Annotated in this window: 19 protein-coding genes and 1 pseudogene; 11 read left to right on the top strand and 9 right to left on the bottom strand. The window is 65.2% G+C overall.

Annotated elements, in window-relative coordinates:
• Nucleotides 1-9: 9 nt before the first annotated feature.
• The 7 genes from AC0NID_RS34520 to AC0NID_RS34490 are packed head-to-tail and all read right to left on the bottom strand — an operon-like array spanning nt 10 to nt 7,638.
• A complete protein-coding gene (locus AC0NID_RS34520; RefSeq protein WP_473455017.1) occupies nt 10-1,560 on the bottom strand; it encodes an acetolactate synthase large subunit in 1,551 nt (516 codons plus the stop codon).
• Nucleotides 1,557-3,071 (bottom strand): FGGY family carbohydrate kinase, encoded by a 1,515-nt coding sequence (locus tag AC0NID_RS34515; RefSeq protein WP_473455016.1) that lies wholly within the window; start codon nt 3,069-3,071, stop codon nt 1,557-1,559. The genes AC0NID_RS34520 and AC0NID_RS34515 overlap by 4 nt, the downstream gene beginning before the upstream one ends.
• 8 nt (nt 3,072-3,079) lie before the next feature.
• Nucleotides 3,080-3,757 carry a class II aldolase/adducin family protein gene (locus AC0NID_RS34510; protein WP_473455015.1) on the bottom strand — a complete coding sequence of 226 codons (678 nt, stop codon included), beginning with the start codon at nt 3,755-3,757 and terminating at the stop codon, nt 3,080-3,082.
• A 13-nt stretch (nt 3,758-3,770) separates the two neighbouring features.
• The gene (locus AC0NID_RS34505) at nt 3,771-4,832 is read right to left on the bottom strand and encodes a 2-hydroxyacid dehydrogenase (RefSeq protein ID WP_473455014.1); all 1,062 of its coding nucleotides are present in this window, start codon (nt 4,830-4,832) and stop codon (nt 3,771-3,773) included.
• Between the two features lie 15 nt (nt 4,833-4,847).
• Nucleotides 4,848-6,059 (bottom strand): CaiB/BaiF CoA transferase family protein, encoded by a 1,212-nt coding sequence (locus AC0NID_RS34500; RefSeq protein ID WP_473455012.1) that lies wholly within the window; start codon nt 6,057-6,059, stop codon nt 4,848-4,850.
• Nucleotides 6,060-6,076: 17 nt separating this feature from the next.
• Entirely contained in the window at nt 6,077-6,853 is a 777-nt protein-coding gene (locus AC0NID_RS34495) for a CoA-transferase (RefSeq protein ID WP_473455011.1), read from the bottom strand.
• On the bottom strand, nt 6,850-7,638 hold the full coding sequence (locus AC0NID_RS34490; RefSeq protein WP_473455080.1) for a CoA transferase subunit A: 789 nt from the start codon (nt 7,636-7,638) through the stop codon (nt 6,850-6,852). The genes AC0NID_RS34495 and AC0NID_RS34490 overlap by 4 nt, the downstream gene beginning before the upstream one ends.
• A gap of 303 nt (nt 7,639-7,941) precedes the next feature.
• Here AC0NID_RS34490 and AC0NID_RS34485 point away from each other — a divergent pair, with 303 nt between their 5' ends.
• The 7 genes from AC0NID_RS34485 to AC0NID_RS34455 all read left to right on the top strand — a co-directional run bounded on the left by AC0NID_RS34485 (nt 7,942) and on the right by AC0NID_RS34455 (nt 16,202).
• On the top strand, nt 7,942-9,096 hold the full coding sequence (locus AC0NID_RS34485; RefSeq protein WP_473455010.1) for an ABC transporter ATP-binding protein: 1,155 nt from the start codon (nt 7,942-7,944) through the stop codon (nt 9,094-9,096).
• Nucleotides 9,093-10,886 (top strand): ABC transporter permease subunit, encoded by a 1,794-nt coding sequence (locus AC0NID_RS34480; protein ID WP_473455008.1) that lies wholly within the window; start codon nt 9,093-9,095, stop codon nt 10,884-10,886. Before AC0NID_RS34485 ends, AC0NID_RS34480 begins: the two co-directional genes overlap by 4 nt.
• 31 nt (nt 10,887-10,917) lie before the next feature.
• A complete protein-coding gene (locus tag AC0NID_RS34475; protein ID WP_473455007.1) occupies nt 10,918-12,009 on the top strand; it encodes an extracellular solute-binding protein in 1,092 nt (363 codons plus the stop codon).
• 121 nt (nt 12,010-12,130) lie between these two features.
• Nucleotides 12,131-12,886, top strand: coding sequence for an IclR family transcriptional regulator (locus tag AC0NID_RS34470; RefSeq protein ID WP_473455006.1), 756 nt, complete (start codon nt 12,131-12,133; stop codon nt 12,884-12,886).
• 49 nt (nt 12,887-12,935) lie between these two features.
• Complete coding sequence (locus AC0NID_RS34465; protein ID WP_473455005.1) at nt 12,936-14,378, top strand: NAD-dependent succinate-semialdehyde dehydrogenase; 1,443 nt, start codon at nt 12,936-12,938, stop codon at nt 14,376-14,378.
• A gap of 28 nt (nt 14,379-14,406) precedes the next feature.
• Nucleotides 14,407-15,825, top strand: a complete 1,419-nt coding sequence (locus AC0NID_RS34460) for an FAD-binding oxidoreductase (protein WP_473455004.1) — start codon at nt 14,407-14,409, stop codon at nt 15,823-15,825.
• A 47-nt stretch (nt 15,826-15,872) separates the two neighbouring features.
• Complete coding sequence (locus AC0NID_RS34455) at nt 15,873-16,202, top strand: hypothetical protein (RefSeq protein WP_473455003.1); 330 nt, start codon at nt 15,873-15,875, stop codon at nt 16,200-16,202.
• Between the two features lie 46 nt (nt 16,203-16,248).
• On the opposite strand, the gene AC0NID_RS34450 is transcribed toward AC0NID_RS34455, so the two are convergent.
• Complete coding sequence (locus AC0NID_RS34450) at nt 16,249-17,040, bottom strand: class I SAM-dependent methyltransferase (RefSeq protein WP_473455002.1); 792 nt, start codon at nt 17,038-17,040, stop codon at nt 16,249-16,251.
• 142 nt (nt 17,041-17,182) lie between these two features.
• Here AC0NID_RS34450 and AC0NID_RS34445 point away from each other — a divergent pair, with 142 nt between their 5' ends.
• From AC0NID_RS34445 to AC0NID_RS34435, 3 genes are read left to right on the top strand one after another with little or no spacing between them, the layout of a single operon-like run.
• Complete coding sequence (locus tag AC0NID_RS34445; RefSeq protein ID WP_473455079.1) at nt 17,183-18,292, top strand: ABC transporter substrate-binding protein; 1,110 nt, start codon at nt 17,183-17,185, stop codon at nt 18,290-18,292.
• Nucleotides 18,282-19,361, top strand: a complete 1,080-nt coding sequence (locus tag AC0NID_RS34440; protein WP_473455001.1) for a FecCD family ABC transporter permease — start codon at nt 18,282-18,284, stop codon at nt 19,359-19,361. Before AC0NID_RS34445 ends, AC0NID_RS34440 begins: the two co-directional genes overlap by 11 nt.
• Nucleotides 19,355-20,131 carry an ABC transporter ATP-binding protein gene (locus AC0NID_RS34435; RefSeq protein WP_473454999.1) on the top strand — a complete coding sequence of 259 codons (777 nt, stop codon included), beginning with the start codon at nt 19,355-19,357 and terminating at the stop codon, nt 20,129-20,131. Before AC0NID_RS34440 ends, AC0NID_RS34435 begins: the two co-directional genes overlap by 7 nt.
• Nucleotides 20,132-20,274: 143 nt before the next feature.
• Here AC0NID_RS34435 and AC0NID_RS34430 read toward each other — a convergent pair.
• Nucleotides 20,275-20,417 (bottom strand): annotated as a pseudogene (locus AC0NID_RS34430) (GNAT family N-acetyltransferase); the annotation flags it as partial.
• Between the two features lie 327 nt (nt 20,418-20,744).
• Here AC0NID_RS34430 and AC0NID_RS34425 point away from each other — a divergent pair.
• Nucleotides 20,745-21,317, top strand: coding sequence for a histidine phosphatase family protein (locus AC0NID_RS34425; protein WP_473454998.1), 573 nt, complete (start codon nt 20,745-20,747; stop codon nt 21,315-21,317).
• The last annotated feature ends 27 nt before the right edge of the window (nt 21,318-21,344 follow it).

The following is a 21,344-nucleotide window of genomic DNA, read 5'->3' as shown; positions in this document are numbered from 1 at the left end:
TCAGCTTCCTCAGATCATCGCCTCGATAAGGAACGGTCCCTTGCGCCGGCACGCCGACGCCAGCAGGTCCGCGAAACCGTCCGCCGTCTCGGCGCGCGCCGCCTCCACGCCCATACCGGCGGCGAGCTTGATCCAGTCCAGCGCCGGGTCGTCGAGGTTCAGCATGCGGCTGGCGTTCTCGCCGGGCGTTCCGGCCCCGACATTCTTCAGTTCACCCAGCAGGATCTGGTAGCGGCGGTTGGAGAAGATGATGGTGACGACGTCGAGCTTCTCGCGCGCATGCGTCCACAAGGCCTGGACGGTGTACATGCCGCTGCCGTCTGCCTGCAGCACGATCACCTTGCGATCAGGGCACGCTATGGCGGCGCCGGTGGTGAGCGGGAGGCCGATCCCGATCGCGCCCCCGGTGAGTTGGAGGAAATCGTGCGGCTCGGCGCCGTAGCTGCTGCGGAAGAAGTCGCGTCCGGAACTGACGGATTCGTCGCAGATGATCGCATCGGCGGGCATGAACCGGGCTAGGGCGATCGCGATCGCCTCGGGAGTCAGCCGCCCGGACGGCATTTCGGGCGAATGCCGCGGCGCCAGGCGCGCCGCCGGCCCTTCGCTTGCGCCGACCGTCTCGGCCAGCGCTCCGATCGCGGCGACGGGATCCTCGCCCGCGACGTAGAGGTCCAGCACGCGACATCCCTCGGGCAACATGCTCCCCGGCTTTCCGGGATAGGCGAAGAAGCCGACTGGAGCCTGCGCGCCGACGAGAATCACCTGTTCCGTGTCGGCGAATGTGCTGACGGCCTGATCGATGACATAGGGCACCCGGTCCACGGCCACGCGCCCGGCACCGCGCTGCATGCGGCCGTTCGCCTGCTGCGCCATCAGGCGCGCTCCGGTGCGCGCGGCGATGCGGTCGAGAAGCTCGAGTTGTGCCGAGCGTAGTGCAGCTCCGGTCGCCAGGATCGTCGTGCGCCGACCCGAGCGCAGCGCCGCGGCCGCCGCGTCGATACGCGTCTGGTCGGGGCTTGCCGGCAGGGTGGGGGGAAGCGGCACCGGCATGCCGCGCGACGTTTCGCTCCACGCGGCGTCGGCGTGCAGGATCATGGTCGCGATCTGGCCCGGGGTGCTGCGGGCGGCGCGGATCGCATCCTCCGTCCGCTCGCCGACCGTATCGGCGGTCTCAGCGCGCCCCACCCAGTGCGACATCGGCCGGGCCAGGGAGTCGATGTCGGAGGTGAGTGGCGCATCGTGCACAAGGTGATAGGTCGCGTGCTCGCCCACCACGTTTACGATCGGCGAGCGGGCACGCCGCGCGTTGTGGAGATTGGCCAGGCCGTTGGCCAGGCCGGGGCCGAGGTGGAGCAGCGTCGCCGCCGGCTTGTCGGCCATGCGGGCATAGCCGTCGGCCGCGCCAGTGACCACGCCCTCGAACAGGCCGAGCACGCAGCGCATGCGCGGCTGACGGTCCAGCGCGGCGACGAAATGCATTTCCGACGTGCCCGGGTTGGCGAAGCACACGTCGATATCGTTGGCGAGCAGTGTCTCGCAGAGCAGGTCGGCACCGTTCATGCGCGCGTGGTCTCCATCATGTCGTCTGCAAGATCACGGATCGCAGCCATCCTTTGCCAATGTGGCGAGATTGAATCGAGCAGGCTCACGAACAGTGCATATTTGTCCTGGGCATACGCTGCCGCCTTGCCGGTTCGCGGCGCGGCGACGGCATCGGGTGCGACGACCCACGAGCCGGCGAGTTCCGCGTCGCCGGCGCCGAACAGATGCCTCGCGCCGATGGCGGCTAGTCCGCGCAAGCCGGCCTGGGCCTCGCTGGTGCGCTCGACGGGGGTGCCCATAAGCGTCGCGAGGAACCCGGCGAAGTGGGGGTCCGCCGCCAGCCCTCCGCCGAGCGAGAGGACGCCGGCGGGCGCGTTCATCATGTCGTGGCTGATGCGCGCGACGAAGGCCAGGCCTTCGCGTGCGGCCCAGGCGATCTGTTCGGGCCGGGCGTGCGCCGTAAGTCCGAACAGCGCGCCGGTGGCATTGGGTGCCGTGTAGGGAGCCCGCTCGCCGCCCGGCTCGAAGAACGGGTGCAGGATCAGTCCGGAATAGGCAGGTTCGGCATGGGCCGGCAGGCCAGCCGCGATGCGCCCGATGTGTTGGAAAAGCGTCGCGCCGTTGAAGCTCGGGTGAAACGAAAGATAGCCGTCGCCGAGCACGAAACGCTGCAGCATGGCGCCAGGCGGCGTCGCCCGCATCAGCGCCGGGTCCAGGATGTGGCAGGCATGGATGGCGCTGGTGCCGAAGATCGAGGCGCGCGTCACCGCCGGCCGGATGCCGAGGCCGAGGCCGACGAGGGTCGACTGGACGTCGCCTGGTCCGAGCAGCACCGGCGTGCCCGCTGCAATGCCGGTAGCCGAGGCCGCTTCCGGCGAAAGCATGGCGCGGCATTCGCCAACGGGGGCGAAATCGGGCAGGAGCTCCAGCCCGCGCGGCAGGTTGAGCGTCCGCTGGACGATCGGCGACATGGCGCCCGAACGCCAGTCACCCCAGACGGGCAGGGCAGCCGTCGGCTCGCCGAGCAGGGCGTCCGTCAGCGTGAAGAACAGCCACTCCTTCAGCCGCAGCACATGCGCGATCGTCGCCAGACGCTGCGGGTCGTTCCGCTGCAGCCAGAGCAGCTGGAGGCTCTGCGACGCGGCGGTCGGACGCGACCCCGTCACCGCCTGGATTTTGTCCAGCGTGCCCGAGTCCTGCAGCTCGACCGCGATCTGCCGTACCCGCCCGTCGAGCCAGGTCATGGCGTGCCCGGCGGGCCGAAGCTGCGTGTCGAGCGGCCACAGGCCATCGCCCTGGCCGGTGACGAGGATGCCGTCGAGGGTCCCGCCGAGCCCGGCCGCGCACTCCCGCATAACGGCAAACGCGTCGTCGCGCGTTGCGGCCATGTCCTGCTCGATCCGTGCGCCCTCGCGCCGCAGCGCTCGATTCTGGCGCTCCGCCGTCGCCACGATCCGGCCATGCCCGTCGAAGACGGCGGCCTTGACGGTTGTCGTCCCGGAATCGAGGCAGAGCAGGAAAGGGCCCATGTCCTGGATCAGGAGGCCTGCCGCAGCCCTTCGGGCGCGGCCGTGTCCTGCTGTCCGTAGGTCTTGAACTTCACCAGCACCTCCGCGATCTGGCTGTCCGAGAGCACCGGCGGTTCGCCGCAGGGCAGGCACAGAAGATACTGTTGCGCCAACTGCTCCACCGTTACCGCAAGCGCCAGCGCGCGGGCGATCGATACATGCGCTGCGATGACGCCGTGATGGGCCATGAGACAGGCGCGGCCGCCCTCCAGGGCCTTGACCACGACGTCGGCCAGCGCCTGCGAGCCGAAGATCTCGTAAGGCGCGCAGCGGATAGTGGCGCCGCCCGTCGCGGCGATCGAGTAATGGATCGCCGGAATGTCCTTGCCGAGGATCGAGACGGCGGTCGCATGCGTTGAATGGGTGTGGACGATCGCCTTCAGGTCCGGCCGGGCGCGCAGGATGTCGCGGTGAAAGCGCCACTCGCTCGACGGCAGGACGTCGCCGGCGAAAGTGGCGTCCCAGTTCATTGCCACAACGTGTTCGGGAAGCAGGTCCTTATAGGGGATGCCGGTCGGGGAGATCAGGAATCCGTCGCCGTGGCGGACACTGATGTTGCCGGCCGTGCCCTTGTTGATACCGAGGCTGTTCATGCTGCGGCATGCCTCGATCAGTTCGGTTCTCAGCGCGCGTTGTTCGTCGTTCATTGCAGGCACCGTTTCACTTCATCGGGTAGAGGGGTTGCTTGCCTTCCAGGATGCGACCGATGTCCTCGGCGATCATGTCGGCGGCCTTGGTGATGGAATAACGCGACGCGCCCGCTATGTGCGGCGACAGCGTCACGTTGGGCAGCTTCAGCAGGGGCCATTCGGCCGGCGGCGGTTCGGGATCGAAGGTGTCGAGCGCCGCGCCGCGTAACTGTCCCGACACCAGCGCGTCATAGAGTGCGCCGTAATCGAGCACCTGGCCGCGTGTCGTGTTGACGATGTAGGAGCCGGGCTTCATCGAGGCGATCTGAGCGCGGCCGATCATGCCTTTGGTCTGCGGCGTGACGCGCGGATGGAGGGTGACGACGTCCGAATGGGACAGGAGTTCGTCCAGCTCCATCTTGTGCATGCCGGCCTCGGTCTCTTCCTGCGTCAGTTGCCGGAACGGATCATAGATCACGATGCGGCAGCCGAAGGGCCGCAGGAGCCGCGCCACGCGCGAGCCGATGTCGCCGAAGCCCACGATGCCGACCATGAGTTCGCCCAATTCCGGGCCCGCATGGTCATAATGGTAGAATTCGCGGCGGAATTCGCCGCTCGCCACCGACAGATGGCCCCGTATCAGGTTACGCGTCTCCGCCAGCAGCGAGGCGACGGTGAACTCCGCGACCGCCGAGGCGTTTCGGCCGGGCGTGTTGACGACCGTGATGCCGCGGGCGCGTGCGGCCGCCATCTCGATGTTGACCGGCCCGCCGCGCGACACCGCGATGATCTTCAGCTTCGGCGCATGCCCGAGACTCACGGCCGTGATCGGCGCGAGGTGCGTCACCAGAATATCGAGGTCGGCGATGAAGTCGAAATAGTGCTCCGGGCGGCCGACGAATTCGGCCACGGGAAGATGCGGATCAAACTTCGTCGACTGCACCTTGAGCGGCCAGTCGATCTGCATCTGCCGGTAGGTCGCCTCACGCCCTGCGAGCCGCCTCGACAGCGCCTGCTCGAAGAAGCTGGGTTGCATGAAGCCGTCGCCGATGATCCCGATCGACAGCGGACGCGTTTGCGACACCAAGTCCATGGCCTCCGGCACCTCCTATGCGGTCTTCGTCTTGGCCCGGACGGGGCCGCCGCCATCAAAACCGGGCAGGACGTCCCGATAGCGATCGCCATCGAGAGAGACCTCGCCGAGGATCTCGGCCGTATGCTCGGCGAAATGCGGCGGCGCAAGCCGGTAGCTTGCCGGCGTGCGCGACATCTTGATCGGGCTGCCGGTGCCGCGGTAGGCGCCGATGTCGACGACCATCTCCTGATGGCTCGTATGTGGGTCGGCGACGACCTGGTCGATTGTGCGCACGGCGCCGCACGGAACGCCCGCCTTGATCAGAGTGTCGGCGAGCGGATCGCATTCGAACGCCGCGAGCGCCTTTTCGAGTTCGACCTTCAGGGCATCGCAGTTGATATTGCGCTCGCCATTGCTGGCGAAGCGCAAGTCGTCGGGCAGGTCGGGGCGGCCGATGGTTTGGCAGAGCGTCTGAAACTGCCGGTTGTTGCCGACCGCGAGGAAGATCGGCTCCGTTCCGGTTGCGAATGTGTCGTAGGGACAGATGTTCGGATGCGCGTTGCCGGACGGCCCGGGGACCTTGCCGGAGAGATAGTAGTTCGGCAGGTGGGGATGCAGCAGCGAAATGCCGCAATCATAGAGCGCGGTTTCGACGAACTGACCCTTGCCGCTCACCGCCCGCTCGTTGAGAGCCAGGAGGATGCCGATCACCGCATTGAGCCCGGTCACCATGTCGACGACCGGCAAGCCGACGCGCAGCGGCTGCCCGCCGAGCTCCCCGTTCACGCTCATGATGCCGGTCGAGGCCTGGATCGCGGCATCGTATCCCGGCAGGCCGCCGAGCGGCCCGTCGGCGCCGAAGCCGGAGACACGGCAGTGGACGAGGCGTGGAAAGCGCCGTTCCAGTTCTTCCCTGGTCAGCCCCCAGCGCTCAAGCGTGCCGGTCTTGAAGTTCTCGATGAAGACGTCCGCCGTCTCCAGCAGCGCCAGCAGCAGTTCCTGCCCGGCCGGCTGCGCCATGTCGAGCGCCATGCCGCGTTTGTTCCGGTTCAATCCGAGGAAGTAGCTCGCGGTGCCGTCGAGGAAGGGAGGGCCCCAGCCGCGCGTCTCGTCGCCTGCCGGCGGCTCGACCTTGACGACGGCCGCGCCGTGGTCAGCCAGCACCTGGCCGGCATAGGGACCGCCCAGCACGCGACTTGCGTCGATCACCTTGATATTGGCCAGCGAGCCCGTGTTCAATATCATCGTCCTGTCCAATTCATTCATGAGGCGAACACGGCGGGCGCTTGAGCGCGGCCCAGATCCTTGCGCATCTGGTCGGCGAACTCGGGATAGGTTTCCGACAGTTCGTCCAGGACGCGTCCGCGCAAAAGGGCGAGCGTCCCGTCGTCCGGGAGCTCCGTCTGCCGCGCCTCGTCATGGTGGGCAAAGGCGAAGCCGGTCGACTGGAGGATTTCCCCAAGATCGTGACCCGGATGCACACTTTCCAGCCGGAAGCCCGGCCGGGCCTTGTCGAAGCTGAAGAGCGCCTTGCCGGTCAGCAACGCATAAGGGCCGCCGGCGCGGTAGACGCCGTCATCGCTGACGCCGGGCGCGCTGACGAAATCGACCTTATTGATGAAGACGCGCGGACTGTGTTCCTCGCGGAACAGGATCACGCGGGGCACGACGAAGTAGAGATAGCTGGAACCAAAGGAGCCGGGCCAGCGCACGGTCGAGCGGGGGTAGCCTCCCGCGCCGACCAGGTTGACATTGCCGTGGCCGTCGATCTGGCCGCCGCCGAGGAAAAAGGCGTCGATGCGGCCCTGGCCGGCGCAGTCGAACAGTTCGGCTGAGCCGTTGGTGAAGAAGTTGTGTTCGACGGAGCCTAGGATCGATAGGCGCGGCTCGGGCGCTCCGGCCCGCGTCTTCATGGCGCGCAGCAGCATGGCGCCCGCGGCGGGAATTGGGGAGGAGGCGCCCACGGCGACGTGGCGAACCCCGTCCAGGAGCCGTGCAATCGTGACGATCAGCACCTCGCGTGGCAGGATCCCGCTCATTGCGCGGGCTCCATCCGGTCCGCCCGCATGTAGTCGGCGAAGCCGTCGGCCGTCCTCGCCGCGCGGGCATAGCGGAGGATTTCCGCGGTGTCGGTGGGGTATTCGCCCCACAGGCCATACGGCCACGCGCCCTTCGGCGCATGGGCGATCGCGGTAACGTAGATCGCTGGCAAGGTGCCCGCAGCGGTGGTCTCCGACAGGAGCAGGCTCTCCTCTACGATGCGCTCGACCGTCACGATGGTTGCGGCGGAGGCATAGGCCATCGCGGCAAGTTCACGCCTGCGCCCGATCCACACATTGCCGAGACGGTCGGCGACCGGCGCATGGAAAACGGCTATGTCCGGCTTGATGGCGGGAATGAGAACGATAGGGTCGCCCGCCTCCGCGAAAGGGTTGTCGATCACCCGCCAGTCGCTGCGGTAGCGGAGGACGTCAGTGCCGATGAGGCCGCGCATCGGTACGAAGGGACTTCCCTTCTGCGCCGCCATCAGGCCTGCATGGATGGCCGGACAAGTCGCGTCCATCACCCGGATCGCGCCTTCACGGACCGCCTCGTTGAAACGGGGGGCGCTACCAGCTTCGCCGAGCGACACGGCGCTGGTCTCCACCGTCCGCACGAGGCCGGCGCCGACCAACTGGTCGACCTGAAGGCCGCCGGTCGGAACGCAGACCAGGTGAAGATCGCCGGCATCCCGTTCGATGATCGGCTTCGTCATGGCCATCGAGACGCCCGCATAATCGACGGGCAGGGCGATCCGCATTCCCCGTTCGATGTGCTTCGCCATGTCGCGAAGGGAAATCGGCACTTCTATCCTCCCAGTTCCGTCCCGTTCGCGCGAACTGGACGGCCGGCCGTTGGCCTTTGCGCAATTGTTCCACAATATAGAACGCTATTCTGAAAAACAACCTAGTCCCAGCCGCCGGTTCTTGTCAATCCGGTTTCGGCTGGTCCAGGAAAGGCGAAACAGCTCCGATGAGTCGGACGCACCGGCAACCCTTTCACGAAAGGCTTGACAAGTGCAAAGCGGCAGCAAATGATAAAAACAGAATGCTGTTCTATAATATGGAACAGCGGGAGGAGAGGTGAGATGGCCGACAAGATGGCCTGGCGCGTCGAGCGCCGGAACATGGCGGACAATGCGTCCGGCGCCGCGTGCGACGCCATGGGGCGAGGCGTCATTGGATCGGGTATCGCCATTCGGGAGGTGGTGAAGTCCTACGGGGCCTTCCGCGCCGCCGACCAGATAAGCCTCGACATAGAGTCGGGCGAATTCATCACGCTGCTTGGCCCCTCGGGCAGCGGCAAGACGACGCTTCTCAACCTCATCGCCGGCTTCCAGCGGCTCGACGAGGGCGAGATCCTGGTGGACGCCCGGGCCGTCCACGATGTGCCGACCCACAAGCGCGGCTTCGGCATGGTTTTCCAGAGCTATGCCCTGTTCCCCAGCATGACCGTGACGCAGAACGTCGCGTTTCCGCTGCGCATGGCCGGCATCGACCGCGCAACGGCCGAGCGGCGTGTCGCCGAAACGCTCGAGATCATGCGGCTGTCGGAACATGCCAAGAAGATGCCGTCGCAGATGTCCGGGGGCCAGCAGCAGCGCGTGGCGATCGCACGTGCCATCGTGCTGCGGCCCAAGGTCGTGCTGATGGACGAGCCGCTGAGTGCCCTCGACCGGCGGCTTCGCGAATCGATCCAGATCGAGATCCGGCAGCTCCACCGGACCCTCGGCAGCACGATCCTCTTCGTGACGCACGACCAGGGCGAGGCCCTGACCATGAGCGACCGCATCGCGGTCATGGATGCCGGCAAGATCATCCAGGTCGGCACGCCGACCGAAATCTATCGTCACCCGAAGGACCGTTTTGTCGCTTCCTTCGTCGGCGAGAGCAACCTGATCGAGGCGGAGGTCGTGCAGAAGCGCGGCTCCACCATGACGCTCAAGAATCGCGCCGGCTACGTGTTCAGCGCGGAGAGCCGCGACGCGATCGACGTCGGACGCGCGACGGTCCTCGTCCGCCCGGAGCGCATCGCGATCTCCGATACGCCGGCGGCGAACTCCATTCCGGCAGTCGTCACTTCGGCGCTCTTCCTCGGCGAAATCCTGCGTGTCGAGGCGCGGATGGAAGGCGGGGAAACCCTGCTCATCCGCTGCACCGACAGGGTCGGTCGCCCCCTGCCGTCGGTCGGTGACCCGCTGCATCTCAGCTGGAGCGCCGAAGACTGCTGGGTCCTGTCATGACGACCGCCTTCGACTCGCGGCCCGCGCGCACTCCTGCGGTCCGGCTTTCGGAGCGGATCAAGAATCCCGCCGTGTTGCTGCTGCCGGCTGCCGGCTTCCTCGCCTTCATCTACCTGTTGCCGCTAATCGACCTCAGCCGCATCAGCGTGAGCGGACCGACATGGTCCGTTTATTTCGAGCGCGTCTTCTCGGTTCCGCTCTATTGGGAATCACTTCTGCGCACGATGCAGATCTCGTTCACCGTGGCGTGCCTGTGCCTGCTGCTCGGCTATCCGACCGCGCTCCTGATCCACCGGAGCCGCGGCGTGGTCCAGGTGCTGATCGCGACCGCGATCGTGCTGCCCTATTTCATCGCGATCCTGATCCGCACCTACGCCTGGATGGTGCTGCTGGGCCGCAACGGCCCGATCAACAAGGTGATGACCGCCCTCGGCGTCTTCGCCGAACCGGCGCAGCTTCTCTTCAACCGAGGCACCGTTCTGCTCGGCATGACCGCGGTTCTCCTGCCGCTCATGGTCCTCAGCATCTATGCGAGCGTGGCGCGCCTCGACCAGAGCCTGGCGCGCGCGGCACTGGCAGCGGGGGCAGGGCCCATCGCCGCGTTCTGGCGGGTGCTGTTCCCGTTGACCTTGCCGGGCGTCGGGGCCGGCTTCCTGCTGGTCTTTGTGACGGCGCTCGGCTTCTTCATCACGCCTACCCTGCTCGGCGGCCCGGGCGACCAGATGTTCGCCATGCACATCACTCAGCAGGCCGATTTCGCCACCTCGGAGGGCTTCCTGCAGTCGCTGGCCGTGGTTCTGCTCGTCATAACGCTCGCCGTAGTGGGGATCGCCGGGCGCTTCCTCGGCTTCGAGTTCATCTGGGGCGGCGGCGAGTTATCGGATGTGGCGGCAAAGCCGGCCGCCGGCGCGGCGCGGCGCGGTTCCGGGCGCCGGCGTTCGTCAGCAAGCGCGGCCGCCGATGCGATCGGGTGGCCGCTGCTGCGCCTCCTCGGCCGTCTGCCGGAGAGTTTCGGCACCTGGACCGTCCGAGTGATGGGCGGTCTCGTGGTGGCCGGGCTGATCCTGCCCATCGTGGTGGTGATGATCATCTCCTTCAGCAGCGCCACCTATCTCACCTTTCCGCCGCCGGCGTTCTCGTTGCGCTGGTACGAGAAGTTCTTCTCCGATTCCAATTGGATGGCGGCGTTCTGGAACTCGTTCGTAATCGCCTCCATGTCGGCCTGCATCGCCGTGACGCTGGGGGCGTCGGCGGCGATGGGCATCGTGCGCAGCCGGATCAAGGGCAAGTCGGCGATCATGCTGCTGCTCGTCAGTCCCGTGATCGTGCCGCCTGTGGTGCTAGGCCTGTCGCTGTACACGCTGTTCCTGCGCTTCGACCTGGTTGGCTCGATGTGGGGGCTCGCCGCAGCGCACGCCATCGGCGGGCTGCCGATCGTCGTCGTCATCGTGGCGGCCTCGCTCCAGGCGGTCGACCCGAAACTTGAGCAGGCGGCCGCGGTCCACGGCGCCTCGCCGGTGACCGTGTTCCGGACCGTCACCCTTCCGGCTATCGCGCCCGGGCTTGCCGCAGCGACGTTCTTCGCCTTTCTGCATTCGTTCGACGAACTGGTTCTCTCGCTGTTCCTGTCGAGCGCGCATCTGAGAACCCTGCCCCTCATGCTGTGGGCGGACATCAACTACCAGCTCAATCCAGTGCTCGCGGTCGTGTCGACCCTCGAGGTGTTGCTCGTCGTGGGGGGAATAGCTCTGGCGCGGCCGGTCTTGGCCCGGTCGCGGGGAGTGGCGTGAGAATGCAAAAATTAATCGGAGGAGATTTGAAATGATTGAATGGACGATACGGAGACTGTCGAGGGCGCTGCTTGCCGCGACCGTCGCTGCGACCGCGGGCACCGGCATTGCGATGGCCCAAAGCTCCGAGGTCATCATGCAGGACCCGGGCGGCGGCTATGGCGAGGCGCTGCGCAAGGTTATGTACGACCCGTTCGAGAAGGAGACCGGGATCAAGGTCATCACCGTGCAGGAGGCTCGCAGCGGGCCGCGCATCAAGGCCCAGGCCGACGCCGGCAAGGCCGAATGGGACCTGACCTTCATCTTCGACCAGGAAACGAAGCTGCTCGGCGACTGCTGTCTTGAGGATATCGACTATTCGATGCTATCCGAGCCTGCCCAGAAGACGCTGGCGGCGATGCCCGATAACCTGAAACGCAAGAAAGGCGTGGCGCTGCAGGTGATCGGCGTGGCCATGGTCTACAACAAGGAGAAGTTCACCGGAGACAACGTTCCCAAGAACTGGGCCGACTTCTGGGATGTCGAGAAGTTCCCGGGCCGCCGATGCATGCCCGGCTGGCCGCGCTTCGTTTTCGAGGCCGCGTTGATGGCGGACGGCGTCGAAAAGGAGAAGCTCTACCCGCTCGACATGGAGCGCGCCCTGAAGAAGATCGCGGAGATCAAGCCGCACATCGCCAAGTGGTGGACCACCTCCGCCCAGCCGCCGCAGCTGCTGCTGGATGGCGAGGCCGACATGTGCATGGCCTATACAGGCTCGATGAGCAAGCTGGCACTCGAAGGCGCGCCGGTCGAACTCGAATGGAACCAGGGCTTCGTCTATTACGACTTCTTCTCGATCCCGAAGGGTGCGCCCGACCGGGAGAACGCCCACAAGCTCCTGTCGTGGCGCCTCGACCCGCAGCGCGCGGCTGAACTCACCTCGAATTTCCCGGTCGCGCTGCCGTCGCCGGTCGTATTCGAAGCCGCCGATCCCGCGATCAGTATCTATTGGGCCAACAACCCGAAGAACGTCTCGCGGGCGATCGAATGGAGCCCGGATTACTGGGGGGCGCCTTCGCCCGCCGGCAATTCCACGAATGAGGAGTACGGCCAGGAGAAGCTGAACGCTCTGCTCGCGCAGTAACGTCTCCCAAGACGACCGCCGGGCGGCCGCGATGCCGTATCGCGACCGCCTCATCAGCGGGCTTTGGCGGCGCGGCCCGGCGTGCTACAGCCCCCGGGAATGGACATCGAAGCGGTCATACATGGACAAAGCCTTCACCAAGGGACTGCGACTTCTGGAGATGCTTGCGCTCAGTGAACAGCCCCGGGGGGTGACCGACCTCGCGGCGGAACTCAAGTTCACCAAGAGCAATGTTCACCGCCTGCTGACGACGCTGCAGATCCATGGCTACGTACGCCAGATCCCGCCGCACAGCACATATGAACTCACGACGAAGATCTGGGAGCTCGGCAATCACGTCATCCGCCGCATGGATCTCGTCAAGCTCGCGCGCCCGGCAATGACCAAGCTCGCCGCCGCGACCGGCGAGACGATCCACCTGTCGGTGCTCGAGGGCACCGAAGTCCTCTATGTCGACAAGATCGAGAGCGACCACCACATCCGCGCCCACACGAGCGTCGGCGCCCGGGCGCCCGCCTACACGGTGGCGACCGGCAAGGCCATGCTGGCGCAGCTTCCCGACAGCTATCTGGAGCGCTTCCGCCCGCAGCTGACGCGCTACACCGAAACCACACGCACCGCGATGGAGGAATTGCGGGAGGACGTGGAGCTCGCGCGTGCGCAAGGCTACGCGTCGGTCCTCCACGGCGAATGGCGCGAGGGCATCGCGGCCTGCGCTTGCGCCATCCTCGGCCGCAACGGTGAACTGGTCGGCGCGATCGGCATGTCGGGCCCCGACACCCGCATCAAGCGCAAGCAGATCAAGCAGTATTCCGTCGACGTCGTCGAGGCCGCACGCAGCATTTCCATCGCACTCGGCTATTCCCCCCGCGGCTGAGCCGCGAAAGTCCATCCGACTTTCCCATCACGCATTTCGAGGAAGTCCAATGTCGATTGCCTATCCGAACACCAAGCTCTTCATCGACGGCCAGTGGCGCGATGCAATCGACGGCGGTACGATCGACGTCACCGATCCGGCAACCGGACAGATCATCGGCACCGTCGCCCGTGCGAGCCGTTGCGATCTCGACGACGCACTCGCGGCCGCCGAGAGGGGCTCGCGCGTCTGGGCCGCCACTGGGGCGTTCGACCGCTACAAACTGATGCGCAAGGCCGCCGAGCTGTTGCGTTCGCGCGCCGGCGAGATCGCCGCGATCATGACGCTTGAGCAGGGTAAGCCGCTCGCCGAGGCACGGTCGGAAACCATGGGCGGCGCCGACACGATCGACTGGTTCGCCGAGGAGGCGCGGCGCGCCTACGGCCAAATCATCCCGGCACGGGCGAGCGGTGTTGCGCAGTTCGCGATCAAGCTTCCCGTAGGGCCCGTCGCGGCGTTCACGCCCTGGAACTTCCCGATCAACCAGATCGTGCGCAAGCTCTCCGCCGCGGTCGCCGCCGGCTGCTCGATCATCGTGAAGGCTCCAGAAGAGACGCCCGCGTCACCGGCCGAACTCATCCGCTGCTTCGTCGACGCCGGCATCCCTGCGGGCGTCGTCAACCTCGTCTACGGCGTGCCTTCCGAGATTTCCGAGTACCTCATCCCGCATCCGGTGATCCGGAAGATCTCCTTCACCGGCTCCACTCCGGTCGGAAAGCACCTCGCCAGCCTGGCCGGCCTGCACATGAAGCGGGCCACGATGGAGCTCGGCGGCCACGCGCCGGCGATCGTCTTCGACGACGCGGATGTCTCCAAGGCGATCATGGTCCTGTCGGCCACCAAGTACCGCAATGCCGGACAGGTGTGCATTTCGCCGACGCGCTTCCTGATCCAGGACGGCGTCTACGACCAGTTCCTGGACGGCTTCACCCGCGCCGCCAAGGCAATCAAGGTCGGCGGCGGCCTGGACCCGGAGAGCCGGATGGGTCCGCTGGCGAATGAGCGCAGGATCCCGGCGCTCGAAGGCCTGATCGGCGACGCAGTGTCCCGCGGTGCCGAAGTCACCACGGGCGGGCGACGCATCGGCAATGTCGGGAATTTCTTCGAGCCGGCCGTGGTCGCCAACGCTCCGACGGCTTCCCGGATCATGAACGAGGAGCCGTTCGGACCGGTGGCGATCGTCAACCGCTTCTCGGGCCTCGACGAAGTGATCGAAGAGGCCAACCGACTGCCGTTCGGGCTCGCCTCCTACGCCTTCACACGGTCCGCGGAGACAATCCGGGCCCTTGGCCTGCGGATTGACGCGGGCATGACGACAATCAACCACAATGGGCTCGCCTTGCCGGAAGTGCCCTTCGGAGGCGTCCGCGACTCGGGCTACGGCACCGAGGGTGGATCGGAGGCAATTGAAGCCTATCTGGTCACCAAATATGTGACCGAGATGGGCGCGTAGCCGTATCTGGCCGGCTGGACGCGCGATCATGTTCCCCTCAAGTTCTTCTGCCATCGAGACTGATGACGCTGCTCACCCGGCTCTGCTCGACCGACTCTCGCTCGCCCTGCCGCGCAATGCGCTGCTGGTGGGCGATGCGATCGATCCGCGCTACCAGGAGGATCGGAGGGGGCGCTATTCGGCCAGGCCCCGTTTCATCGCCCGGCCAGGAACGACCGAAGAAGTGGCCGCCTGCCTTGCCGCGTGCAACGATTTCGCCCAGCCGCTGGTCGTCCATGGCGGGCGCACCGGCCTTTCCGGCGGACACCGCATCGCCGACAGGGAGGCAGTGCTCTCGACGGAACGGATGAGCTTGCTCGGCGAGGTGCAACCGGTCACGCGGACGATCCTGGCTTCGGCGGGCGTGCCGCTGCAGGCGGTTCAGGAGGCAGCCGATTCCGCCGGCTATCAGTTCGGCGTCGACATCGGGGCGCGCGGTACCGCGACCGTGGGTGGCAATGTCGCCACCAATGCGGGGGGCATCCGTGTCCTGAGATACGGCATGTTCCGCGCCCAGGTGGCGGGGCTCGAAACCGTGCTGGCGGATGGAACCGTGCTGTCGGGCCTGCGCGGCCTCGACAAGGACAATGCCGGCTACGACCTCAGCCATCTCTTCATCGGCAGCGAGGGAACGCTCGGCGTGGTGACCAGGGCGCTGCTGCGGCTGCATCCGAGACCGGTCGACGAGGCCAATGCGTTTCTGGCGGTTCCCTCGCTCGATGCGGCGGTGCGCCTCCTCGAACGGCTGCGCGGTGCCGTCGGTTCGGGCCTTTCCGCCTTCGAACTCATGTTGCCCCAGGCCTATGAAGGCGTAACCGGGTTCCTCGGCACGACGCGCCCGCTCCCAATGGGGGCGCCTTTCTATGTGCTTGCCGAGGTACAGTCCTTTCACGAGGACCAGACAATCGAGCGGTTTGCCGCCAGCCTCATGGAGGCGCTGGAAGACGGCGTGGCCGAGGATGCGGTCGTGTCGCAGTCGCCGCGCGAGTTCCAATCGCTTTGGACGATGCGCGATTCCTGTGCGGACTATGTCCGCACGCGCGACCACGTCATGGGCGGAGACATCAGCGTCCCGGTCCATCGCATGGAGGCCTTTGTGGCGGCGAGCCAAGCTGCGGTTCGGCGGATCGATCCCGAGACGGAGTTCATCGTCTTCGGCCATCTGGCAGACGGAAACCTGCATTATGTGGTCCGGACGCCGAATGCCCGCGAGGTCATGGACGTGGTCTATCGGCTCGTCGCGGAGAGCGGCGGATCGATCGCGGCCGAGCACGGCATTGGGGTCGACAAGAAGCCATGGCTGTCTCTGACGAGGAGCGAAGCCGAGATCGGGACGATGCGCCGGCTGAAATCCGCCCTCGATCCGAAGGGAATCCTGAACCGCGGGCGGATCTTCGACAGCTCGTAAGTATCTGATCGATACGCTTACTCAACAATGCTGCTGGCTTCGGACAATTGATCGACGACAGCATGGCCGCTTTATCTGCCGAGGAGTTCTTCTTCCCAGGAAATGACCATGCGCCGACTTTTCTGGCACCGCTCGATGGCATAGGCCGAGCGTCCGCATCAATCAGAGCAGGATCACCAAAGGCCTGCCGATCATGCTCTAAACGGATTTTCAAGTCGTCCCCGAACACAATCCAGGTCGAAAAGCCGAACGATGCATCGTGCCTGGTGGCCGGCCGGCAACTGTTCTGGCTCGAGCAGCATCTCCATCATCGCCCAACCCACCTCGATGAAACTTTGATCTACGGCATCGCCGTCGTTCTTGACCGTCCTCGGTGAAACGAAGTCCTTGGCCCGCGGTCCCGCGAGATTGAGAGACTGACCTCTACGAGGCCGGCTTGGTCGCGCAGATCGCGTAGCGATGCTGCGTCGAGCGTTCCAGCGCCCTGAGGAAGGTCATGTACCGCGCCTGCGCGCGATGAATCGCGCCGAGCCGGATGTCGACCACAGGCATCTCGAAGCCAGCCTCCACGAGAAGCGCGCAGACCTCGTCCGCTTTGGCGCCGCCTGAAAAGTGAAGCCGTGACAGGATGCTGCGATGGCGCTCCACCATCGCCTGATCCAGTCCGTCGACCGGTCCGACTGTCCGGCCAACGGTCCTTTCCAGGACTTGTCGCAGAGCAGTTACCCAGGTCTCACTGACGAAATCACCATCAATGATCAGCAGCCGTCCGCCAGGCTTGAGCAGCGAGAACCATTCGGCGAATGCCGCTCGGGGATCCACCAACGTCCAGACGAGATGACGGGTGACGAGGACGTCGTAGCTTTCGCTTTTTTCAAGGGTTCGCTCGGCGTCGCCGATCAGAAACCGGATGCCGCGTTCCCGCTGCGTCGCCTTTGCACGCGCGCGGGCAAGCATGGCCTCCGACCAATCGAGCCCGGTCACGGCATAACCCAGGTCGTGCATGAGATGGGATACAACCCCGGTGCCGCAAGCGAGGTCGAGCGCGCGACGCCCATGCCCGGGCCCCAAGTGCTTGAGCACCAGCCTGTGCCACGCCAGGCGTTCCCGCTGAGAGAAGACTTCATGCCCCACCGAAAGGTCGAATGTCTCGGCGCGCGTCGACCAATAGTCGCGTATCTCGTCCCGTAGCGAATAATTGGCCTCGCCCGCCATTCCGAACCTCTTGTCGTCGTATCAGTCTGGAATGGCTCTAAAAGATATTTCTTGAGATTTGAAGTCATCTTTTATAAGCCGCCTCTGACAATCCACTTCAAGAGAGGGCGCGATGAATTTCGGAAACATCCCAGCAGGGGCGATGGCGGCCGCTATCGTCGCCTTGTCGATGACACTGGCCGCCAGGGCCGAAATGGTGGCAGTGACTGACATCACGGGCCGCCAGGTCGAGGTGAACGTCCCGGTCGAGAGGGTAATCCTGGGTGAGGGCCGGCAGGTCTATCTCGTCGCGGCGCTCGACACCGAGGATCCGTTCAAGCGCATCGCTGGCTGGCGCGAGGATTTCAGCCAAGCGGATCCGGACAATTACGCCGCCTATGTCGAGAAATTTCCCCGGATGGCGAAGATCCCCACCTTCGGCGGTTTCAAGGACGGCACCTTCGACGTCGAGCAGGCGGTGTCGCTCAAGCCCGACGTCATCCTGATGAACATCGAGTCGAAGCAGGCCACGGAAGACGCCAACTATATCGAGAAGCTCGCCGCAGCCGGCATTCCGTTGGTCTATGTCGATTTTCGCGAGCGTCCCTTTACCAACACCGAACCCAGCATGCGCCTGTTTGGCAAGCTGTTCGGCAAGGAGGAGCGCGCCGAGGAATTCATCGCCTGGCGCGCCGCCGAGATCGCGCGCGTTACCGACGTCATCGAGAAGGCCAAGCCGGAAAGGCCCAAGGTCTTCATCGAACGCGCCGGCGGCTATTCGGACGACTGCTGCATGAGCTTCGGCGACGACAATTTCGGCAAGTTCGTCGAGATAGCGGGCGGCGACAACATCGCCAAGAACGTCATTCCCGGCACGTTCGGCACACTCAATCCCGAACAGATCATCGCCTCGAACCCGGATCAGATCATCGTTACTGGCGGCTGGTGGGAAGCCTATGTGCCGGGCGGTGCCTGGGTCGGCGTCGGCCCCGGCCGCGATGAGGCCGAGGCGCTGCGCAAGCTGAAAGGGCTGACCGAGAGGCCGGCGCTGACCGGCGTGAAGGCCGCCGAGAGTGGTCAGGTGCATGCCATCTGGCATCAGTTCTACAACAGCCCCTATCAGTTCGTCGCCATCCAGCAGATGGCGAAGTGGCTGCATCCGGATCTTTTCGCCGATCTCGATCCCGAGGCGACGTTCAGGCAGTTGCACGAGAAGTTCCTGCCCGTCGCCTACAGGCCTGGCCACTGGGTCTCGTTGACCGATGCCGATTGAATGGACGGCCATCGGCACCACGCTCGACAGCACCGCGGGACGGGGCCGTTACCGCGCCCTCGTCGGGCGGCGGCAGCTTATTCTCGCTGGCTTCGCCGCCGCCCTGCTTCTGAGCCTCTGCGTCGATCTTGCGGTCGGTCCTGCCCGCTACGGCCTGGGTGAGGTCGTGCAGGCGCTTGTGCTCCCCGAAACGGTGCCGCAGCAGGTGCGCGTGGTACTGTGGGAAATCCGCATGCCGGTGGCGCTGATGGCCGTCGTCGTCGGGGCGGCGCTCGCAGTGGCCGGCGCGCAGATGCAGACCATCCTCAACAACCCGCTGGCGAGCCCCTTCACGCTCGGCATATCCGCCGCCGCCAGCTTCGGCGCCGCGCTTGCACTGGCCTTCGGGGTGAGGCTTATCCCCGCCGCAGTCGAATATGTTGTGCCGATCAACGCCTTCGTGATGGCGATGCTGGCCGCCTTCCTCATTCACATGCTGAGTGTGAAGCGCGGCGTGAGTGTTGAGACCATCGTGCTGCTCGGCATCGCGCTGGTCTTCACCTTCAACGCGCTGCTCGCGCTCGTCCAGTTTTTCGCGTCGGCGGAAGCGCTGGCGGCGGTCGTTTTCTGGACAATGGGGAGCCTCACCAAGGCCACCTGGCCCAAGCTTGCCGTCACCACATTCATTGTCCTCGCAGTCTTACCTATTTTCGCGCGGCGCGCCTGGGCGCTGACGGCGTTGCGGCTCGGTGAGGACAAGGCGGCAAGCTTCGGCGTCAAGGTCGCTCGCCTGCGGCTCGAGACGCTCATCCTGGTGAGCCTTGTCGCCGCCATCCCCGTCGCCTTCGTCGGCACCATAGGTTTTATCGGCCTCGTAGGCCCGCACATTGCGCGCATGGTCATCGGCGAGGACCAACGCTTCTTCCTGCCCGCCTCGGCCCTTGCGGGCGCGCTCATCCTGTCGGTTAGCTCGGTCGTCAGCAAGTCGCTTATCCCGGGGACGGTCTTCCCGATTGGCGTCGTCACCTCGCTCATTGGCATCCCGTTCTTTATCTCACTGATCCTGTCCAGCACGAGGCGCTCATGGTGACGATCCGGCTCGAGGCGCTCGGCGCATGCTACGGCAAGAGCCTCCGGCTTCGGGATGTAACCACGCCTGCGTTCGAGGGTGGAGAAATCGTGGCCGTGATCGGTCCGAATGCCGCCGGGAAGTCGACGCTTTTCAGGCGCATCGCCGGCCTTCTGCACGGACCGGGAGCGGTACATGTCGAGGGGGCCGTTCGCGGGAAGAGCCGCATCTGCTACATGCCACAGGACACGTCCGCCAACGCGGTGCTCACCGTCTACGAGTCGGTGTTGCTCGCCCGCAAGCAGGGAATGGGCTGGTCTGTGAGCGACGATGATCTGGCTCGAATCGACGAGACTCTGGCCGCGCTCGGTATCGCCGACATCGCCTTTCGCAACATAGGCGAGCTTTCCGGCGGCCAGCGGCAACTCGCCAGCCTGGCACAGACGCTGGTGCGCGAGCCGCAGATCCTGCTGATGGACGAACCGACATCGGCACTCGATCTGTCGCGGCAGGTGGAAGTGCTCGGCCTCATGCGGGAACTTGCTCAGGCGCGAGGCATGGTCGTGCTGATCGCCCTGCACGACCTCAATCACGCCCTGCGCTTCACCGATCAGGCGATGGTCATCGCCGACGGCCGTCTGGTTGCCTGCGGGCCATCGCCGGACATCATCACATCCGATCTGCTGCGGGACGTTTATTACGTCAATGCGCGCATCGAGCCGTGCTCGCGCGGCATCGGCCACGTTATTGTGGACGGCGCGGCGGATGGGCGTCGGACGGTTCTTATCTAGGCAAGGAAAACCGAACCGCGATTCGGAGGAAATTCGAAACGGCAGTAGTTCCGGCCGCGTGACGGCAACCGCATTGCGCCGATTGATCAACTAGCACTCTGACGAGCTGCGCCCCTGACCGCTTGTTGAGGGCAGAGCGTGCTTCAGCTCAGGGCGTGGCCGGCCAATCCATAAACCCAAGGCCCGTTGGTTTCCCCCGGTTCAGGAAGCGGCGGCCTTTGGACATTGGCGTTACGGTCTCGTCAATCCCGAGGCCGATGTGCTGTAGAAACTCTGCATATACGCCAGGCGGGCCAGCGTGTGTCGCGGCACTACTATGATCTCCATTGCTTAGCGGATTTCGGACGTCGGCGTTCGACATGCCGGCATGTTCTTTGATCGCACTGACTACGCGATCTCGCCTCGGCCGTGCCCGGATCGTTTGCGCTCATGCCTTCGGACGACATGGTCGATGCTCTCCAATGAGATCACGATAACACGAGGCTGGAGGTGTCGGCGACCACCGCCTCGATGCTATTATGCAAATTTGGCGGCACGCCGGGTGGCAATATCGCCTAAGACAGCTTAATCAGCTCTGTTAGGCCTTCGGAAGGATTTATCGGAGCGCAACGGCATGCCGACGGCCTTCTTTATCACTCACCCAGAAGTTTCCGTTAATCCCGACCTACCAGTCCCAGCCTGGCGGCTTTCGGATCGTGGTATCACCCGGATGAGGGCTTTCGCGGGGAATGCGGTGCTGTCGGGCCTGACGTCCATATGGTCGAGCTCTGAGGCCAAGGCAATTGAAGCGGCTGGCCTGCTGGCCGCTGGATTTGGTTTGCCCGTCCAAATGGATGAGCATCTTGGCGAGAATGACCGCTCCGCAACAGGCTTCCTTCCGCCCGCCGATTTCGAACGAGTTGCTGACTCCTTCTTCGCTAATCCACACGAGAGTGTCCGCGGATGGGAGCGTGCGGTCGATGCCCAAGAACGCGTCGTACGGGCCGTGTTTCGCATTCTTGGGTCCCATCATGACGGCGACATTGCTTTCGTCGCGCACGGCGGTGTCGGCACGCTCCTGCTCTGCAAGCTACTGGATGTGCCGATTTCGCGCAGTCAGGACCAGCCGTTCCAAGGACATTTCTTCGCTTTCGAGTTGCCGGGCTACAAAATCATCCACGAGTGGCGGCCGATCGCCGAGGGTTAATCTCAATCTTCCCAACGATGTGCATCA

This window comes from Mesorhizobium sp. WSM4821 (genome assembly GCF_055901555.1).
Note: the sequence above shows the minus strand (reverse complement) of the source record. Positions and strands in the feature narration are given on the sequence as shown.